Origin of the sequence: Chroococcidiopsis sp. TS-821 (assembly GCF_002939305.1) — a bacterium.
GTDB lineage: Bacteria > Cyanobacteriota > Cyanobacteriia > Cyanobacteriales > Chroococcidiopsidaceae > Chroogloeocystis.
Map to the genome: position 1 here is coordinate 1,093,096 of NZ_MVDI01000001.1, position 18,214 is coordinate 1,111,309.

An 18,214-nucleotide genomic window follows, 5' to 3' on the forward strand; every position below is an offset into this window, starting at 1 on the left:
AGGAGAGACTGATAAAAAAGCTCTTAAGCAGGTCGTCGTGCTTCTCGATCGCATTGTTCTGGTTAGCTTGGTTATATGACAATGTCTTTAAATTGCTCTACTCGTCGTCGATTACAAAAATTACACCAGATTGCCAGTGTCTGGGAAGGAGATCGGCGTCCGTTGTCAACTCACAAACAAGACTTAGAAGCACGCGGTGAATGTATCTTGTGGGTAGATGGTTCGCAGGGCGTTGTAAGAGCTATGGATGTTGTCGCGGCGGAAAGTGGTCCAGAAGCTGTTGTTCGTACCTTGCTGCGTGCAATGGAGCATCCTAACAGCCCAGCAAAACCAGCACGCCCGCAAAAAATAGTCGTGAGCGATCGCGAGTTACAATTTTTCTTACGTGGCGTCCTGCAAGAACTCGATATTGCAATCGATTACGTTCCACAATTACCGCTGATCGACGAACTGTATCGTGGATTTCAAGCATTTGGCGACGAGTCTACGCCTGATTTACCACCCCAGTTTGCTGAACCCCTCAAGAAAAAAGCTTTAGAAATTTGGCGAGCCGCACCTTGGGAATTTCTCGAAGAACATCAGATTGTCGCCATCGAACTCAATCAAAGCGATGTTGGCACGCTCTATGCCTCAATTATGGGCATGTTGGGGATGGAGTATGGAATTTTACTGTATCGCTCGCAAGAATCTCTCCGGCAATTTCGCGCTTCGGTTTTGTCGGATGACGAAGAATCGCCAGAACTCCTGGAAGAAGCGTTTCTGAAGCAGGATTGTTTATTTTTAACATTTGAGCGCGCGACAGAGGAAGAAGATGAAGACATCGACATCATCGATTTAGCCGATTTGCCAGTTACTCAAATTCAACCGTCTTTTGGTAATATTCACCCTCTCGAAGGCTTGCGCGCAGTGCTATATGAAGAAGAAGCAACGGTGGTATTTTTGGCACTAGAAGCCCTCGTGCGTTTTATTCGCAGCAAACGACGTCAATTGAGCGCAGAAACATTTCCCGCTTTGAGCGATCGCTATCGCATTGCTTTACCAATCAAAGACCAAAACCGTAAGAGTCTACAAGTTGAAGTTACTGTCAGCACTATGCCAGAATTAGCCGCAGAGCTAGAAGAAATTGCTGGCTTCGGCGATGAAGCCGAATTTACCGCTGTCGAAGATCTACCAAGCTTGGGGGCGCTGCGAGATGACTTGATTCCAGAGGATTCGTTTCTGAGTCTTGGCGTTGTTTCCTGGGAGATGGTAGCGCATCTACGCGCAGCTGTAACGCATTTTGCCCAGTCTGAAGCAATATCCTCAGGAGGAGATGGATTACCAGTCATTCTCATTCAAACTTCGCGTCCTAAAGCTAAAAATTTAATCGAAGCGATTCAATCAATGGGCGGGCTGAAAGGAATCGGGTTTAATCCTGGTACGGATATCTTCGGTGGCGATCGCTACGACTTGGGTATTTTGCAAACCGAAAACGGCGAGTTATTTCTCTTTGGTGAGTTCTTAGATGACGATCCCGTTCACATCGCAGCGCGCAAAAAGTGGGACGAACGCTGTAAAAAAACCAAAGGTTACTGTGGTTTAATTATTGCGCGTGGTTTGATGGGAGCTTCGCGCGGACAACCGCAATTACGCGACATGATGGCTTTATTCGAAGCGCGATCGCTTTCCCCCCAGGATTTAGGTATTGGTACACTGCAATTGATGCCACAATTTGAATAAACTTATCGAAAAAAGAACGCTAATTAATAATTTTTAGCAAAAAAGACATAAGACTTCAACTTGCAGTGAAGCACATCTGTATTTTGTAGTCATACCATGTCAGAAATACAGGCTCTATAGTAAAGCACCTGAATTGATCTTAGGATATTACAGAAGCTCGTAGCGATTTTCCTAACTGAGAGTAAAATTTTGACAACTGCTATAGACTACAGCGGTTGAATAGATGCTTAAAGCATGGCAGGAAGCTCAGAACTGTGACCCCTGCTGTATCAACAATGGAAAACTTTTGGTCAATTGCAACCAACTCACATAGCTCATATCAAACTTTTCCTATAAGCTAATGAAAAAGATTATCATTAGTTATCCGTGCAGAGTATTGAACTGAGAAAGATGATTGCACTCAGCACTTTAGAATTTCAAGCGCTATTTGATGCAGCTAGTCAGCAAGGTGAAAAACTATATCAGCAATCTGGTGGTGAGTGTCAAGAACTGCTTCCACAAAAACTAGGTAACGGAGGCGATCGCACAATCGTATTGCGTCACGGACTCGCGTTGCGAATTCGCAATGCCGTACTTTGGCAAACGATTCGCATAGAAAACCCGCACGATCCAGCGATCCCATTGATCTCAAAGTTTCACTTATCAGGGAATTCGCGAGTTCTCACGCCAAATGTTCCTGATGTTCAAGCTGATTACGCCGAAATTGCAGGTTGCAACTACCTTTATTATTTACCTAATTTAGTTGAGTTTGAAGAGTGGTACGCGCAAGAACCGATTCAAGTTGTGATGGTTCTCATCGAACCTGAAAGTTTGCAAGAATTTGATGCGGGTGACAACCTACCACAGCCGTTAAGAAAGCTCATTGCAGGAGATTTGACTGCGCGATTTCACCAACCGATTGGTAAAAATAGCCTGACTATGCGGCACGTATTACACCAGATTTTGCAGTGTCCGTATCAAGGTATGATGCAAAAAATGTATTTAGAAAGCAAAGCACTAGAATTGCTCAGCTTACAGTTTACTGCTTGGTTAGAAGACAGTCAATCCCGCGCGCGATCGCCGCGATTGCGTCTTGAAGACATCGAAAGGCTGCATCAAGCGCGAGAAATTTTGATTCAAAATATCGATAATCCACCATCGCTATTAGCATTAGCGCGGCAAGTTAAGCTGAATGACTGCAAACTCAAACAGGGATTTCGCCAAATCTTTGGCACTACGGTTTTTGGCTATTTGCACGAAATTCGCATGGAGCGATCGCGCCAACTTTTAGCAACAGGTCAACTCAGTGTCACCGAAGTCGCATACGCGGTTGGGTATAGCAGTCTTCCCTCGTTTAGTAAAGCGTTTCGCAAACGTTTTCACTGTAGCCCCTTACATACAATTCGCAACTCCGTTTGGGATAAAAAAAACTCCGTTTGAGATAAGACCGCGATCGTTAAACATCCTAGTATTTGACGTGGTATTGAGAGTCTTTCTTAAGAGTGAGTTAGTGTGTGAGGCGATCGCGTGAACAAACTAGTAATCATTTGGTTCGCTGGAATAGCATCAATGATGATTCAGCCCGCGCTGGCTGATGTTCGCTCAAATACATTGCAACAATTAACGCTAAATTCTCAAGCTTCTATCGTAGAGATAACAAACGTTCAACTTAACACTGATGCTGGAGTAGAAGTCGTTTTAATAACTTCAGAGCAATTATCAGTGCCTGCAACCTTTACAATTGGTAATACTTTAATTGCGGATATTCCAAATGCGATTTTAAGAATACGCGATCGCAGTGAATTTGAAGTCTTTGAACCTACAGCAGAAATCGCATCAATTCGCGTCTCCAATCTGTTAGGACAAGTCCGAATTGCGATAACCGGAACCGAAGCACCTCCTACCGCCGAAATTAGTACCGCCACCCAAGGCTTGGTAGTCAGCGTCGTACCCGCCTCTGTTGAGGACGATACCATCGAAATTTTAGTCACAGGCGAACCGGAAGACGGCTATTTTATTCCCAATGCAAGTACAGCAACGCGGACAGATACTCCGATTTTAAACATTCCGCAATCAATTCAGGTCATTCCTCGCCAGGTACTAGCAGATCAGCAAGTCACGCAACTTGAGGAAGCGTTGCAAAATGCGAGTGGAGTAATCTACAACGGCACAGATACATTTAGCGACCTTAACTATAGCATTCGCGGGTTTAGCGGTACTCCTGTGTTACAAGATGGTTTTCGCCAGTACGATTTTGCAGAAATTCCCGAAGTCGCCAACATCGAACAAATTGAAGTGTTGCGAGGTCCATCCTCAATTCTCTATGGCGAGATTCAACCTGGCGGCGTAATTAATGTAGTCACAAAACAACCGCTAGCCGATCCGTTTTACGAAGCGGAACTGCAAGTGGGTAGCTACGGCTTGATTCGCCCGCGCATCGATATTTCTGGGCCACTCGATAACAGCGCGAGTGTATTGTATCGATTAAATGCGCTGTATTCGCGACGCGATAGTTTTCGGAATTTCGACCAAGATTTTGAACAATTTTTTATTTCTCCCGTTCTGACGTGGAATATTAATGAACGCACCAATCTCGCGCTGAATCTACAATTATCAAATCGCGAACGCCCCTTTGATGGAGGTACGGTTGCTGTGGGGAACGGCGTTGCGGATGTACCGCGCGATCGCATTTTTAATGAACCTGATGACTTTATTCGGCGCGATTTTTTGAGTATTGGCTACAATCTTAATCATCAATTGAGCAACGAATGGTCAATCCGTAATGCGTTTCGTTATACCGATTCGCGAGTGTTTTCGGATCGCCTGTCAATTCCAATTGAGTTTGACGAGGAAACTGGAATTCTCACGCGAGTTTTTGCCCTCGACGATTTTAATTCGCAAAACTACGCGCTGCAAACAAGTCTTATCGGTGAATTCGCGACTGGTTCTGTCGAACACACCTTGTTATTCGGTATTGATTTGACTCGCACGCATACAAATGAGTTTGCGATCGCCAATTTCACGCCATTTCCCATCAATGTTTTTAATCCGGTGTATGGCGTAGACCGACCTACTTTTGATACATTACTGTTTGACCGTGCATTAAAAATCGACCGCTTAGGCGTTTATCTTCAAGATCAAATTCAGCTTTTCGATCGTTTAAATTTATTACTAGGCTTGCGCTACGACACGGTAAACCAACGCATTGATAACACGCCCGCCTTATTTTATCCTGGTGGCGATACAACGCAAAATGATGATGCTTGGACTCCACGCGTCGGAATTGTTTATCAGCCGATAGAATACCTTTCACTTTATGCAAGTTATTCGCAATCTTTTAATCCTAATACTGGTGTCGCAGCCGATGGCAATCCATTTGAACCAGAAAAAGGTGAGGGATTTGAAGTAGGAGTCAAAGCCGAATTGTTAGATGGTAATCTACTAGCAACGCTGGCGTATTTTGATATTACAAAACAGAATGTGCTGACAGAAGATCCTAATTTTCCTGGTTTAGGAATTTCCATCGCCACAGGCGAACAACAAAGTCGCGGCATTGAATTCGATCTCACTGGGCAAATTATACCAGGATGGAATATTATTGCGTCCTACGCTTATACTGATGCCAAAATTACTGAAGACAACACAATTGCGATTGGAAATCGATTACCAGGCATTCCACTACACAATGCTAGCCTATGGACAACTTATCAAATTCAAAATGGCGACTTTGCAGGGTTAGGATTTGGCATTGGGTTCAACTTTGTGGGAAACCGTCAAGGCGATTTGAACAACAGCTTTGCAGTAGATAGCTACTTTCTTACCAACGCGGCTGTGTTTTATCAACGCGATCATTGGCGATTTGCACTCAATTTTAAAAATCTATTCGATGTTAATTATGTTGGTAGTACAGGTAACTTTGGTAGCCGTCAAAGCGCTGGAGAACCTGGAGAACCGTTTACTGTCATTGGCTCAATTTCGGTAAGATTTTAATGTTGCGAATCTGTCAAAGCAATTAGCTTAGCGTTTTGCTTCGAGTTGCTGGATGTTCTTGGAGTCAGGAGTTACTGAATGCGTCAGATATTAAAGTTACTCTTGCTGATAGTTGTGACGCTTTCAATTTCTGCTTGCGATCGCACTTCCTCTCAACGCGCGATTTCTTCATCTTGCCAGACAATTCAGCACGCACTTGGTGAAACTCAAGTTTGCGATCGCCCGCAACGAATTGTGGCGCTCAATCCTAAGATGTTAGACATCTTACTATCACTCGACGTGCAACCCGTTGGTTATGCGGAAGTGTTTCCGATTCATCGCGGCGAGTTCGATCGCCCAAGCGAACAGATTCCTTATTTAGGATCGCGCATCACCCAACCAATCGCGAATCTTGGGGCGAGTAGTGAGCCATCTTTAGAAGGAATCGCGCGACTCAATCCTGACTTGATTTTGGGTGACAGCGGGCAAAACAAAGATGAATACACCCAACTTAGTCAAATTGCCCCGACTTTATTATTTGAATATGTCGGACACGATAATTGGCAGGAACCACTAAGCGCGATCGCCAAGGCATTGGGGCGTAGCGATCGATCGCGAGCAGTCATTGAAACGCATCGTCAGCAGGTAGAAGCCACTCGTCAAGCGCTAGCGCCAATTGCCAAAGCATATCCAGAAGTCCTCATGCTCGCGTCAGAGCAACTGACACAATCGCTGGAAATCGTAACCCCAGCAGATTTCTGTGGTGGTTTGCTCGAAGACTTAGGGTTTCAGCTTGTTTCGCTATCCGACGAACAGCCGACAAGCATCGTACAATCAATTTCAGTAGAAATTTTACCACAACTTGATGCCAGTTTAATTTTTATACAGGGACATAATGTTACTGGCTTTAGTCAGATGGGAAGTGCCAAAAATTTAGAAGACAATCAACTGCAAAAGATTCAGCAAGCATGGCGCAGTCATACAATTGCGCAGTCTTTAGGCGCGAGTCAAGCAAACCGCGTTTACTTCATTCCAACTTATATTTGCCGAGCCATACCCTCGCCTACTGGGGCGCAGCTAGCACTCAAGCAACTACAAGCACAACTATCATCACTTTCGGCGCGAGTCAATCAACAGTGAATTAGTGTGTTGTCTTTCATGAATGCGATCGCCCAAATTCTGATTAAAATATGTGAAGAAAATTTCAGCAGGATAGATTGAATGCGCGTCGCCATCGTCAAAGCGGGATTGGCTGTATTAGTAATAGCTGTAGATTTGGTAACACCAATAGCACTTATCCGAATCTCCAAAGAAAAACTTTGTTCTCGCAGGTAGTTACATAAAGTAAGACTATATCGATAGTATATAAGGCGCTACTTTTACAGAATGCCATGGACACAATAGCCATGAGTCCCCGACGTTCAATCGTTGGTAGTTAAACCACAGCAAACACAAAGGAACATATCAATGCCAGATTGGTTAGAGCATAGCGTGCAAATTGAGGTAGAAGCGCCGATTGACCTCGTGTGGAGTTTGTGGTCTGATTTGGAGCAAATGCCTCGGTGGATGAAGTGGATTTCATCTGTGAAGGTTTTAGAAGATAATCCCGAACTCTCGCGGTGGAAACTCAATACTGGAGGATTAGAATTTACCTGGCTATCGCGAATCCTAAAAATTGTACCGCAGCAAATTATTCAATGGGAGTCGGTGGATGGATTACCTAATCGTGGCGCAATTCGCTTTTACGATCGCCACAATAGCAGTATTGTCAAACTTTCTGTCTCCTACGCGATTCCTGGAATTCTAGGTAGAATTATGGATAATCTATTCCTCGGTCGCGCGGTTGAATCAACGATCAAAGCAGATTTAGAACGCTTCCGCGATTATGCACTCCAAGCAAAAGCTGCACAAAAATAAGCTATTTGCGCAGTTTGACTTGAGCGTGGTAACCTTTTTTACAAACTATACTTACTTGTTAACGCTGAAAATTGCTTGATGAAGTTCCTACGAGGTTATCTGCATAGCCTTGTCAATCCTAAATTCATCCCAGTTGCTTTTAGGGTTGCAATTGTCGTTGGTTCGTTGCTGTTTGTCATCAATCACGGTGCGGCTGCTATCCAAGGGCAAATGACACGCGATCGCTGGATTTCGGCAACTTTAACTTACTTAGTTCCCTACTTTGTTAATATTCACGGTCAGTATATCAGCAGTTCGAGAAGACTTTAATGCGCACGTGGCAAGTTAGCATTTTTCGTAACAGAAGAGATGCTTAAGACATGGTAGAAGACCAATTCTATAACTCTAGCTTGCCTTTAACCTTGACCTCTGCCATAGCTACAATGACCAATTACCGATTACCAATTATCAATTACCACGTTGGATCGCTAAACAAATGAATCGTTAACTCATCGCACCCTGGTGGAACTGCGGTAATACAAGCACAAATTGTGTCTCCATCGTCTAGTTCTACTTCACAAGCGTGACACGATCCCATCAAGCAGCCGGTTGGAATGATCGCCCCAGCGCGCTTGGCAACATCTAATAACGGTTCGCCGACAGTTGCTGTCACCGTAACATCGTCTGGTAAAAAACGGATATTAATCGCCATGATTGTTTAAGATGGCAAAATCTTTGCCAAATCTAAGTTTGCCTCTACGATAGCAGCAAGCGTATTCAACATCGTTTCGCGCTGTTTGCGATAGTTAGAAACACCTGTCGGTAAAGATTTTAGCCCGCGTTGTTGCCGCAGGCGATTTAACCAAGCACGTCGCCACGCGCCATTGTCGAATATACCATGCAAGTACGTTCCCCAAACCGATTGATAATTATCAACTAAACCTAAGCTTGGGTCGTCAAATAACGCTTGGTATGCATTAGGTGCTGTATTTGGAGTTTCGACAATCCGCGATCGCCCTTGGTGAATTTCGTAGCCTGCAACAGGTAAGCCAACTTGCGGAAAATTTGACACAACTTGCCGTTGTCGCGCCACTTTTTGCCCTGTAATCACCGTTTGAATCGGCAATAAATTTAAACCCTTAAACCTCCCTGCTTCGCCTTCTACACCTTCAGGATCGGCAAGGAATTTGCCTAGCATTTGAAAGCCACCACAAATCCCCAACACTGTACCGCCGGCTGCTGCGTAGTTTTGAATTGCTTCTGCCATTCCAGTTCGCTGCAAGACTAATAAGTCGGCAATTGTCGTTTTTGAACCTGGAATAATCACCGCATCAGGATGTCCTAGTTCTTGCTTGGGACTAATATATTTTAGCGAAACACTCGGTTCGGCTTCTAACGGATCGAAATCGGTAAAGTTAGAAATTCGGGGTAAGCGAACAACGGCGATCTCTAGTTCTCCTTGATTGCTGTGTTTGCGTTCGAGTAAGTCTAGCGAATCTTCAGCCGGAAAAAGATCTTCAATCCAGGGAATCACGCCGAGTACAGGAATTCCTGTACGTTCTTCTAACCATTGAATACCTGATTCTAAAAGCGATCGCTGTCCGCGAAACTTATTAATGACAACACCGCGAATTAGTGCTCTTTCTTCTGGTTCTAATAACTCTAAAGTGCCTACAACATGGGCAAAAGCACCTCCGCGATCGATATCAACAACCAGCAAGGTGGGCGCATTTAAATGCTTTGCCACGCGCATATTTGTCAAGTCGCGGTGCTTGAGGTTGATTTCTGCGGGGCTTCCCGCGCCTTCGCACACGAGCAAATCAAATTCAGCTGCTAGGTGTTGTAACGATTCGGTAATTGCTTGCCATCCTAAATCAAAATATTGTTCGTAATAATCAGCTGCGCTCACTTTGCCAACAGCTTTGCCTTTGAGGATAACTTGCGAAGTCATGTTACCTTGTGGCTTGAGCAGAATGGGATTCATGTCTACTGTTGGCGTAACTCCCGCCGCCCAAGCTTGCACGGCTTGTGCATAACCGATTTCGCCCCCACTCGTGGTGACATAGGAATTTAAAGCCATATTTTGCCCTTTAAAGGGCGCAACCCGCCAGCCGCGTCGCGCCAAAATGCGACAAATAGCTGCACTCAGGAGCGATTTTCCAGCGTGGGATGTGGTTCCTACCACCATAATTGCTTTCATAGGGGGCATCTAGCGTGAGAAGTTAAAAAGTGAGGTATCAAGTTGGTTGTAGTTATAGCATCAAGTCTCATTTCATATTTTTCCCTTTTCCGACTCACTTTTAACTATTTGTAAAACAAGACGCAATTAAAATGGTAGTCGCAGCCGGCGATTGAGCATATTAAACAGGCGATCGCGATATGTCGGATTCCAAGGTTCTTGAATTTGCTCGATCAACTGCCGACCTAATGGCGTTAAGCGAAAACTATCAGTGATTCCCTGTCCGTCAACTTCACGGCGCAGTACTCCAACTTGAATTAACCACATTAAAGCATTTTCTACGGCTAATTCCGATAGCGGACGCTTGGTGTAGCCTTTTTGAGTTCCACCTGTATCGGCGATCGCCGACGTCGAGACACTTTGATAGCACATTGTCTCAAACAGATGCCGTTGAAACGGCGAACACACCAACGCGACTTTCGCGCGTTCAATTGTTTTTTTCGGATACAGAACTGTTTTAGAACTGTTCGATTCAGCGATTGACATTTTGTTTACTACACCGATTTGTTAGAAATACTGTTAACAATATTTTTTTATTGCTAGCTATCTATTTTAAACAGGAGTAGTTGTGATTCAACGCTGAAATTATCAAACTTGAGCGCAGGCGTGTGGATTTTACTGTAACAGTGCAGCAAACAAGATTATCTACGATATTGCAAAATAATCTTGACTTTGGCGATCGCTAAAAAGTTTCAGTAAAATTGCGCATGACAAGTAGTAGAAGTCTTTTTAAATTTGTGGTGTAGCTAAGTTCTGTAGACAATGCTACATAACTAGAGATTTTAGGGAATTATTAAGAGATAGTTAAAGCTGCATTAAACCAGAGTTTGTAAACATCAAATATCTTATATAGTTTCAGTTTATATTATCAAGATTATTGGAAATTTCAATGCATTACTCTCAAGGAGCAGCCAACATAGAAAAATGCGCGATCGTTATCGCTGGCTGTCCGAGATTTTGTATTTTCAGTAACTCTTTTATGGATACTGAAGCACGAAAATATTTAAATAAAGAGATACTGCCTTCTACTTGGCAACAACCGATTACATTATTCTAACCGTTGCCTAGAAAACTTCACAAATTACAGCTTGCTTTCTGTGTAATGACATAACTGAAAGCTTAAGGCGTAGAACTATGATACAAGCTAGATTTTCACTTCAGTACAATTAAGATTCATCGCACAGCTAAAGTAACTAAAAATTTTTAATACTCTTGTTATAAGTAGCCCAAGAATTGGGAAAACTGTTTTATGAGAGAACTTTAGCAGTCAAACCGATCGGAATGTTACATGTATTCCAGATATTACTCAAACAAACGACTGTTGAGAAGAGTAGTTCAATTAAAGCAGGTGATATTAATGAGATATTTTACGACAAAATACAGCTAAATATTCTCGTCAATGCTTAGTGATTATAGAACTTATAGATGTAATTTATGAAAACACATAAAATTCTGTCACTCGTAGGTGTATTCTTAGTTAGCTTGATAGTGGCTGTTAGCTGTACCCCAACACAACAAGCTTCTAATTTTACAAATACTTCTGCAACGATCGCACCAGTTCAAATGGGGTATAGTGGTTGGCCTGGCTGGTATCCTTGGGCAGTTGCGAATGAGCAAAACTTATTTGCTAAGAATAACGTTCAAGTAGACCTTAGATGGTTTGACGGTTACTTAGATTCTATGAATGCAATGAATGCAGGTCAGTTAGATGCTAATTGTCAAACCTTAGACCAAACCATTAGTTCAGTCGCAAACGGCTCTGACCAAGTTGTTGTTTTGGTTAATGATAATTCAACGGGTAACGATAAAGTCATCGTTCGTGAAGGAATTAATAGTGTTACCGATTTAAAAGGCAAAAAAGTTGCGGCAGAAGAAGGAACTGTAGATCATTTTCTCTTACTTTTAGGTTTGCGAAAAGCTGGCATGACTCAAGCAGATATTGAGTTCTTTCCTTTAGAAACTGGTGCCGCTGCTGCCGCGTTTGCAGCAGGTAGAGTTGATGCTGTAGCAGTGTATGCACCTTTTACAACTAAAGCTTTAGAGCGCCCTGGAAGTAAAGAGTTATATAGTTCTAAAGATTTTCCTGGGGCAATTCCAGACCACTTAGTTGTTAGCAGAAAAATGATTAACGAGCGTCCGCAAGATGTACAAGCACTCGTTAATACCTGGTTTGACACCTTAGACTTTATGCAAGCAAATCAGGCTAAGTCGCTTGAAATTATGGCAAAAAAAGCTGGAGTTTCGGTTGCTGATTACAAAACTTATGAGGCAGGAACTACACTCTTTTCTATTGAACAAAACTTGCAAGCTTTTCAACCTCGAAATGAAATGCAATCTTTACATTATGCAGCAAAAGAAATCAAGGATTTTCTCTTAGAAGCTGGCTTAATTAAACGCGCTCCTGACTTAAATCGTATATTTGACGATCGCTTCGTTAAAGCTTATGCTGCTTCTCGCAAAGGTCAAGTGTAGTTTTTTCTTGGACTTGCCGATCTTATTTAGTAAATAGTTATGACTGATAAATGGCTTGCCTTAGGACTTTTGTAGCTTTTAAAGGTAAGCCATAATTTTTTTGAGAGTCCCAAACTGTTTTTGCAGCTTTTAGTAAGATACTTTGTACATTTGTGTAATAAAGTTTGCTGCATTAGGGTATTGATATAGCTGGAAAGAGTACAGAAGGCACTGCTTTTTGAGTGTAATTTAGATAACGAGCTTAGAAGTAATGCTCGTACACTAAGAAATAATTAAGGTTAAAAGATATTATGTATCACTTTCCTGCATCTTTTATCAAATCTCAAACAATAGCTCGATTACTTTGTAGAATAATTCCTGCGCATTGCCCGTTTGAACGCAACATTCAAATTGGTCAGATTCACTTACATATTCCACCATTGTGTAAACTTAATCCTTTATATAAGGAAATAGTAAATCTTCGGTTTTTATGCTTATCTTATCTAGCAGAAGAATGTGGTGAAGATATATCAAGTTATTGCTAGTATGCTATGGCTTTGCGCTCAAACCTGAGTTATGACTACTTAGCGAGACGTTTTTGCTAATTCCGCTTCTCTCCGTCTAGGAACTTCATACGTCATAAAGTCGTACGCCATTTGCGTATTAGGGAAAATAGCCTGTGCCTCTTGAAGTAAATCTTTCAATTCGATGGCATTTCCTGGGGCATAGCGAGGACTAAAATGCGTCATAATTAACTGTTTGACTTGAGCTGCTAAAGCTACTTGTGCTGCCATTGTTGAGGTAGAGTGCAAGCGTTGAAAAGCAAGTTCTGCATCTTGATGTGAGAAGGTTGCTTCGTGAATGAGGACATCAGCATCTTGAGCTAGCTGTACTGCGCCATCGCAATAAATGGTATCTGTACAATAAGCAATTTTGCGTCCAATTTCTGGTAATCCACATAGATCTGCACCGTGGATGGTGCGTCCGTCAAGTAGTGTCACAGTTTCCCCGCGTTTCAGTTGACCGTAAATTCTGCCAGGCGGAATTTCTAGGGCTTTCGCTTTTTCGACATCAAACCTGCCTGGACGATCTTTTTCAGCTACGCGGTAACCAAAGGTGGTAATTCGATGTTCTAAACGCTCGCACGTGACAGTAAATTCGTCATCTTCATAGACGACTCCAGGTTGCACTGTATGAACTTCGACGCTGTATGCTAAGTGGGTTGAAGAATACCGACTACACGCGCGTAAGTAGTCTTCTAATTTGGGTGGACCATAAATATCGACTCGTTTTGTGTTGCCAGCTAATCCACAAGTAGCTAACAGCCCCATTAATCCAAAGATATGATCCCCGTGTAAATGAGTAATAAAGATCCGGGAAAGCTGGCTGATTTTGAGGTCGCTGCGTAAAATTTGATGTTGCGTACCTTCGCCACAGTCGAACAACCACATTTCAGCTCTTTGCGGTAAACGAAGCGCCACGCTAGAAACATTACGCGATCGCGTGGGGACACCAGAACTTGTTCCTAAAAATGTAATTTGCACGAAAGCGGCAACCTATCTACAGAATTTTGCGACTTCTTTATCTATAGTGGCACGGCTAGCGCAGAAAACGCGTTTAGCGAGAGAATTACTGCAAAAAGCACTTAATTCGCTTATACTGATGTATTTGAAATTCGATCGTCAACAAACTTTATTTAATTGCCAGAACAAAAAATGTAAGGATGCCAGTATGAAATTCAAACTTCTACGCTTATTATCGCTTCAAGGGCGCTTCTGGTGGTCAGCCTTATTTTGGCTCGCGTTCGTTGCTCCCGCAGCGGCGATGGAAATTCGCGTAGCAATTGAACGGGGTGTCGAGCAAATTAAAGTTGGTAGTTCGACAACGGCGACGATCCGCGATTATACCAGTGGCAAAGCTTTGGGGCAACTTGCGGCAATGAATGCCTTTTATGCACAACCCGATCCAGCTGGCGTTGCCTTAGCGCAGGTACAATCTTCGGCAATGTGGGTTGAGCCGAGTGGGAATGGCTATGTGTTCATTGGCGATCGCTGGTATCGCGGTAGAACGCTACTATTGCCCGCACAACAAGGCGTGACTGCGGTCAACTACGTCGATTTAGAACAGTATCTCTACAGCGTTCTTGGCGGCGAGATGAATGGTAATTGGCATCAAGAAGCTTTAAAAGCCCAAGCCGTTGCAGCGCGTACGTATGCGGTTTACAAGCGAGAAAACGAAAGCAACGGTGTTTATGATGTCCTCAATACGCAAGCCTCACAAGTTTACAAGGGTATTGCTAGCGAATCACCAGGTACTCATGCTGCAGTTAATGCCACTACAGGGCAAATTCTTACTTACAACAACAAACCAATTCTGGCGGCGTTTCATGCGTGTTCGGGCGGACATACCGAAAATGTGGAAGATGTGTGGTCGCAGCCCTTACCATACTTACGGGGAGTTGCTGGCTACGATGATAACGTGACTGCCTGTCAGTGGGTGAAGACAGTTACTGGAGAAGAACTTAACCAAAAAATTACTGGAATTGGCACGGTACAAGCTTTAACGCCCGTTTTGAGTCCTTATGGCAGTGTCAAAAGCATGAAGTTTATTGGCGATCGCGGTACGCGCGAACTGCGAGGAGATGCTCTACGCACAGCACTCGGTTTGAGAAGTACGCGCTTTACAATTACAGCCGAACCTTTAGGTTTGCGCTTTGATGGTCGTGGCTGGGGTCATGGCTTAGGTATGAGCCAATGGGGAGCATATAATTTAGCACAACAGGGAGTGAAGTACCAGCAAATTTTATCGCACTACTATCGCGGTGCTAGTCTAGCTCAACTCAAACGTTAGCCTGAAATCTGGTCGTGTTTTGAGGAATATTGTGATGTGGTAAGCGCGATCGCAATTGAATTGAGGAATAAGGCGATCGCGCAAACCATTCAGCATTGGTTCAGCATACTCAAGCTAGTTAAGAAACTCTTAACTTTTTATTCTCATCCTTGTCTACTATTGTGGTTGCAGTTGACTCATTTGTAAGAACGTAACTTCCCACACTAATCGTGGTTGTGCGTAGGAGCGTAAGTACTTTTTGGCTTGCTCTAAATGTGGTAGAGGTGAGTTTTGCATGTCTCCTGCTAGAAACTGCTGCCAATAAGCGTGTTGGAGGTAATCTATCAACCACAACTGCGCTTCTGTATCTAAAGTTTTATCAATTTGTCTTGCTAAATCTAAGGCGTTATGTATTGATTGCGGCGGATGAGTCAGTGCTTGGATTAATTCAGCAGGAATAGCTTGGAGTTGTTGGCTTGCGGCGATCGCATCTCCTGGGCTTCCTTGCGCGATCGCTAATACAGCAGGCGACATATGTAAATTTTCATCACCCGTTTGCTGGAGAACTTGCGTCATCTGCTCGCGACTGAGACGATAAAACGGAATTCGCTGACACCGCGATACTAATGTTGGCAACAACGCTTCCACCGCAGGCGCAATTAAGATGATCGTTGCTAATCCTGGTTCTTCTAATGTTTTGAGCAACGCATTTGCTGCGGTTTCTGCCATTGTTTCTGCTTGTTCAATGACAACGATATTTCGCGATGCTTCTATGGGAGAACGGCTTAGAAATTGCGCGATTTCTCGAATTTGCTCGACGCGAATTATGGGTGGTGCTTTGCGTTTGACCCCAGCCTCTGCGGCTTCTGCTGCGGTAAGTCGTTGTCCTTGATGCAAATAAGTTGGTTGCACCCATAACAAATCTGGGTGGTTTCCTAATTGTATGCGTTGTTTGATTTGGTGATGCTGAGCGGTTGGAGCATTGGTACAGAATATTTGCGTGATAAAGCACCGGGCGGTCAAGCTACGTCCTACACCAGGAGGACCAACAAATAAATAGGCTGGCGCAATTCGTTGACGATTAATGGCTTGTGTCAATAACGCGACCGCTTGTGCTTGTCCGATTGCGGAGGCGAAAAAGTTGGACATATAGCAGAGGTCAGTGTTATTAGTTTAGAGCAATGATTTTGTCTTTACGCTTAGCGATTTTGGCACTTCTGCTTACTCATATGTAACAATTACGAACGGCATTTGGCTCTAATTTCTGGAAAGCGTTGCCGTAAAATTTGCTGAATTGTCCCTTGCACTTCGGCTTCGCTGCGACTAGCATCAACTCGAACGATGCGATTTGGGTGATTTTGAGCCAATTCGGTGTAACCTTGCTGTACGCGGCGATGAAACTCGATTTTTTCTTGCTCGATGCGATCGCTCGTACTCTGGTGCTGTTTTCTGGCAAGACTTGTAGCGACATCAATATCCAACCAAATTGTGATATCACTTGCTAACCCACCTGTAGCAATAAAATTTAATTGCGCAATTAAACTTTGACTCAAACCTCGACCATAGCCTTGATACGCGACCGTAGAATCAACGTAGCGATCGCACAAAATAATTGTGCCATTAGCGAGTTCGGGTTTGAGGACTTCTTCTACGTGTTGAGCGCGGTCTGCTGCGTATAATAACAACTCGGTAGCATGAGCAATTGGCTGCGTATCTACCTTTAATAGTAATTGGCGTAGCGCCGTACCTAAATCTGTGCCACCTGGTTCGCGGGTGACGATGGCAGGTAATGATAATGTTTTTAGCCATTGGTGCGAGCGCTGTAACTGTGTTGTTTTGCCGCAACCTTCGACACCTTCAAAGACAATCAATCTGCCACTCATGCGCTTACTTTACTCAATTATCTGTTTTCTCCTCTTTGCCCCACTGCCTGTTTTGAGCAACTTAAAAGTAAAACGGTATAATCTCTAGTCAGTTGCGAGCTGTCGTATATCATAGAATCGACGCGTTTTCCCAGCGAGGAGTACCTATGGCTCGCTATACTAGCTGGTTCACTGTTGAAGTTCCGCCTACACGTTTACAGCAGTTGCTGATCGAAGTGTTGCAAGCTTGCAATCTCGATATTGTATACCACACAAGCGACTACATTATGGCACGAGAAATGCCTGGAAAAACTCCTTTCGCCCGCTTGGTTGTTGTCGAAGTCCTGACTGACAAAACAATGAATTCAACCACGGAAACGCGGATAAATATTGTCGTCAAAAACGAAGAGTTACCGCTACAGATGAATAACCATTGCTACCAAATATTTCAACAAGTAAATCAGGCGATCGCGGATAATCGTCAGTGGCAGTTAATTGAAAGTATTTGTAGCTAGTGCGACGAGCTATAAAAAAATAAGCCCGCCGATTTGGGGGCTTACGCATACTCAGCGCCGGTCTTGCTAGGGTTTACAGCAAAAGGATGCTTGTCGCTCGTGTTGTTTAGTCTTCGAACTCTGGCATCATATTTGGACCAATGAGAGTGACGTCATATTCATCTAACGGTCCAGAAGGCAGTGTGTCTCTACTCAATAGGTAATAAATCGCTCGGACTTGAGGACCAAACACGATTTCATCTTCATTTTTGAGGTCGTGTGCAGGAATTTTCCGACCATTAATTAGTAATCCATTAGCACTAGGTTTTCCCTTAGAATCGCCGTCAATAATACGATAGTAAAAGCTACCATCTTCGCGCGGCAACCTGACTAACGTTGCGTGACGACGAGAAACAAACTGCGAAAATAGACGAATATCGCACGTGGGTCTCTGCCAAGAGAGTATACAGGAGCGTCTAAATTAAATTCTTTACGTCCCTGATCGTCTTCAACAATCAGTATGTGGTTCTGATTAGGTTGTAAAGCCATTGAAGCATCGGTTAGTAAAATCACTAAATCAATCTATTAGTTTAGCTGTGGTCCTACTAGCTGCGGATCGCTAATAATAAATGCGATCTTGGCTGAAATTATTGAATGAGCTTAACTTAGCTTGATTGTACTTTACATTATGTCCCCTAAATCGAATCTATGGTAGCTTTTATATTCATCACCAAGAATTCGTCGTTCTTTGCAGCTTAGTAACATAAAGTAACACT

The 18,214-nt window shown here is 43.5% G+C and carries 17 protein-coding genes and 1 pseudogene; 11 read left to right on the plus strand and 7 right to left on the minus strand.

Translation table 11 applies throughout. The annotated features are described in order from the left end of the window. The first annotated feature begins 75 nt into the window (after positions 1 to 75). The 6 genes from B1A85_RS05020 (at position 76) to nrtS (ending at position 7,893) form a co-directional block, all read left to right on the plus strand. Positions 76 to 1,719, plus strand: a complete 1,644-nt coding sequence (locus B1A85_RS05020) for a hypothetical protein (RefSeq protein WP_104545783.1) — start codon at positions 76 to 78, stop codon at positions 1,717 to 1,719. A gap of 390 nt (positions 1,720 to 2,109) precedes the next feature. Beyond that, on the plus strand, positions 2,110 to 3,138 hold the full coding sequence (locus B1A85_RS05025; protein ID WP_104545784.1) for an AraC family transcriptional regulator: 1,029 nt from the start codon (positions 2,110 to 2,112) through the stop codon (positions 3,136 to 3,138). A gap of 129 nt (positions 3,139 to 3,267) precedes the next feature. After that, the gene (locus B1A85_RS05030) at positions 3,268 to 5,688 is read left to right on the plus strand and encodes a TonB-dependent siderophore receptor (RefSeq protein ID WP_104545785.1); all 2,421 of its coding nucleotides are present in this window, start codon (positions 3,268 to 3,270) and stop codon (positions 5,686 to 5,688) included. 78 nt (positions 5,689 to 5,766) lie between these two features. Then, positions 5,767 to 6,807 carry an ABC transporter substrate-binding protein gene (locus B1A85_RS05035; protein ID WP_104545786.1) on the plus strand — a complete coding sequence of 347 codons (1,041 nt, stop codon included), beginning with the start codon at positions 5,767 to 5,769 and terminating at the stop codon, positions 6,805 to 6,807. A 327-nt stretch (positions 6,808 to 7,134) separates the two neighbouring features. Beyond that, the gene (locus tag B1A85_RS05040; RefSeq protein ID WP_104545787.1) at positions 7,135 to 7,584 is read left to right on the plus strand and encodes an SRPBCC family protein; all 450 of its coding nucleotides are present in this window, start codon (positions 7,135 to 7,137) and stop codon (positions 7,582 to 7,584) included. 78 nt (positions 7,585 to 7,662) lie between these two features. Then, positions 7,663 to 7,893 (plus strand): nitrate/nitrite transporter NrtS, encoded by a 231-nt coding sequence (nrtS, locus tag B1A85_RS05045; protein ID WP_210404186.1) that lies wholly within the window; start codon positions 7,663 to 7,665, stop codon positions 7,891 to 7,893. A 142-nt stretch (positions 7,894 to 8,035) separates the two neighbouring features. On the opposite strand, the gene B1A85_RS05050 is transcribed toward nrtS, so the two are convergent. The 3 genes from B1A85_RS05050 to B1A85_RS05060 all read right to left on the minus strand — a co-directional run bounded on the left by B1A85_RS05050 (position 8,036) and on the right by B1A85_RS05060 (position 10,288). Next, positions 8,036 to 8,275: a 2Fe-2S iron-sulfur cluster-binding protein gene (locus B1A85_RS05050; RefSeq protein WP_104545789.1), complete on the minus strand. Its 240-nt coding sequence runs from the start codon at positions 8,273 to 8,275 to the stop codon at positions 8,036 to 8,038. A gap of 6 nt (positions 8,276 to 8,281) precedes the next feature. Further along, positions 8,282 to 9,763: a cobyric acid synthase CobQ gene (gene cobQ / locus B1A85_RS05055; protein ID WP_104545790.1), complete on the minus strand. Its 1,482-nt coding sequence runs from the start codon at positions 9,761 to 9,763 to the stop codon at positions 8,282 to 8,284. A gap of 126 nt (positions 9,764 to 9,889) precedes the next feature. Next, on the minus strand, positions 9,890 to 10,288 hold the full coding sequence (locus B1A85_RS05060; protein WP_104545791.1) for an Npun_F0494 family protein: 399 nt from the start codon (positions 10,286 to 10,288) through the stop codon (positions 9,890 to 9,892). Positions 10,289 to 10,691: 403 nt separating this feature from the next. Between B1A85_RS05060 and B1A85_RS23835 the strand changes: the two genes are divergently transcribed. The 3 genes from B1A85_RS23835 (at position 10,692) to B1A85_RS05070 (ending at position 12,798) form a co-directional block, all read left to right on the plus strand. Beyond that, positions 10,692 to 10,859, plus strand: coding sequence for a hypothetical protein (locus tag B1A85_RS23835; protein ID WP_168192347.1), 168 nt, complete (start codon positions 10,692 to 10,694; stop codon positions 10,857 to 10,859). Between the two features lie 377 nt (positions 10,860 to 11,236). Next, the gene (locus tag B1A85_RS05065; RefSeq protein ID WP_104545792.1) at positions 11,237 to 12,274 is read left to right on the plus strand and encodes an ABC transporter substrate-binding protein; all 1,038 of its coding nucleotides are present in this window, start codon (positions 11,237 to 11,239) and stop codon (positions 12,272 to 12,274) included. A gap of 290 nt (positions 12,275 to 12,564) precedes the next feature. Continuing rightward, entirely contained in the window at positions 12,565 to 12,798 is a 234-nt protein-coding gene (locus B1A85_RS05070; RefSeq protein WP_104545793.1) for a Mo-dependent nitrogenase C-terminal domain-containing protein, read from the plus strand. 39 nt (positions 12,799 to 12,837) lie between these two features. Here the strand turns inward: B1A85_RS05070 and B1A85_RS05075 are convergent, their stop codons facing one another. Then, the gene (locus B1A85_RS05075; protein WP_104545794.1) at positions 12,838 to 13,797 is read right to left on the minus strand and encodes a ribonuclease Z; all 960 of its coding nucleotides are present in this window, start codon (positions 13,795 to 13,797) and stop codon (positions 12,838 to 12,840) included. 187 nt (positions 13,798 to 13,984) lie between these two features. On the opposite strand from B1A85_RS05075, the gene B1A85_RS05080 reads away from it, so the two are divergent. Next, positions 13,985 to 15,103, plus strand: coding sequence for a SpoIID/LytB domain-containing protein (locus tag B1A85_RS05080; RefSeq protein WP_104546306.1), 1,119 nt, complete (start codon positions 13,985 to 13,987; stop codon positions 15,101 to 15,103). A gap of 156 nt (positions 15,104 to 15,259) precedes the next feature. On the opposite strand, the gene holB is transcribed toward B1A85_RS05080, so the two are convergent. Beyond that, positions 15,260 to 16,231, minus strand: a complete 972-nt coding sequence (gene holB, locus B1A85_RS05085) for a DNA polymerase III subunit delta' (protein ID WP_104545795.1) — start codon at positions 16,229 to 16,231, stop codon at positions 15,260 to 15,262. An 89-nt stretch (positions 16,232 to 16,320) separates the two neighbouring features. Continuing rightward, positions 16,321 to 16,965, minus strand: a complete 645-nt coding sequence (tmk, locus tag B1A85_RS05090; RefSeq protein WP_104545796.1) for a dTMP kinase — start codon at positions 16,963 to 16,965, stop codon at positions 16,321 to 16,323. Positions 16,966 to 17,111: 146 nt separating this feature from the next. On the opposite strand from tmk, the gene B1A85_RS05095 reads away from it, so the two are divergent. Then, a complete protein-coding gene (locus tag B1A85_RS05095) occupies positions 17,112 to 17,459 on the plus strand; it encodes a hypothetical protein (RefSeq protein WP_104545797.1) in 348 nt (115 codons plus the stop codon). A gap of 106 nt (positions 17,460 to 17,565) precedes the next feature. On the opposite strand, the pseudogene B1A85_RS05100 reads toward B1A85_RS05095, so the two are convergent. Continuing rightward, positions 17,566 to 17,987, minus strand: a pseudogene (locus B1A85_RS05100) (FHA domain-containing protein). Positions 17,988 to 18,214: the final 227 nt, after the last annotated feature.

Excerpts from the sequence above, each read along its gene's own strand:
- B1A85_RS05020 (WP_104545783.1), top strand. The coding sequence starts at position 76 with ATGACAATGTCTTTAAATTGCTCTACTCGTCGTCGATTACAAAAATTA.
- B1A85_RS05025 (WP_104545784.1), top strand. The coding sequence starts at position 2,110 with ATGATTGCACTCAGCACTTTAGAATTTCAAGCGCTATTTGATGCAGCT.
- B1A85_RS05030 (WP_104545785.1), top strand. The coding sequence starts at position 3,268 with ATGATGATTCAGCCCGCGCTGGCTGATGTTCGCTCAAATACATTGCAA.
- B1A85_RS05035 (WP_104545786.1), top strand. The coding sequence starts at position 5,767 with ATGCGTCAGATATTAAAGTTACTCTTGCTGATAGTTGTGACGCTTTCA.
- B1A85_RS05040 (WP_104545787.1), top strand. The coding sequence starts at position 7,135 with ATGCCAGATTGGTTAGAGCATAGCGTGCAAATTGAGGTAGAAGCGCCG.
- nrtS (WP_210404186.1), top strand. The coding sequence starts at position 7,663 with ATGAAGTTCCTACGAGGTTATCTGCATAGCCTTGTCAATCCTAAATTC.
- B1A85_RS05050 (WP_104545789.1), bottom strand. The coding sequence starts at position 8,275 with ATGGCGATTAATATCCGTTTTTTACCAGACGATGTTACGGTGACAGCA.
- cobQ (WP_104545790.1), bottom strand. The coding sequence starts at position 9,763 with ATGAAAGCAATTATGGTGGTAGGAACCACATCCCACGCTGGAAAATCG.
- B1A85_RS05060 (WP_104545791.1), bottom strand. The coding sequence starts at position 10,288 with ATGTCAATCGCTGAATCGAACAGTTCTAAAACAGTTCTGTATCCGAAA.
- B1A85_RS23835 (WP_168192347.1), top strand. The coding sequence starts at position 10,692 with ATGCATTACTCTCAAGGAGCAGCCAACATAGAAAAATGCGCGATCGTT.
- B1A85_RS05065 (WP_104545792.1), top strand. The coding sequence starts at position 11,237 with ATGAAAACACATAAAATTCTGTCACTCGTAGGTGTATTCTTAGTTAGC.
- B1A85_RS05070 (WP_104545793.1), top strand. The coding sequence starts at position 12,565 with ATGTATCACTTTCCTGCATCTTTTATCAAATCTCAAACAATAGCTCGA.
- B1A85_RS05080 (WP_104546306.1), top strand. The coding sequence starts at position 13,985 with ATGAAATTCAAACTTCTACGCTTATTATCGCTTCAAGGGCGCTTCTGG.
- holB (WP_104545795.1), bottom strand. The coding sequence starts at position 16,231 with ATGTCCAACTTTTTCGCCTCCGCAATCGGACAAGCACAAGCGGTCGCG.
- tmk (WP_104545796.1), bottom strand. The coding sequence starts at position 16,965 with ATGAGTGGCAGATTGATTGTCTTTGAAGGTGTCGAAGGTTGCGGCAAA.
- B1A85_RS05095 (WP_104545797.1), top strand. The coding sequence starts at position 17,112 with ATGGCTCGCTATACTAGCTGGTTCACTGTTGAAGTTCCGCCTACACGT.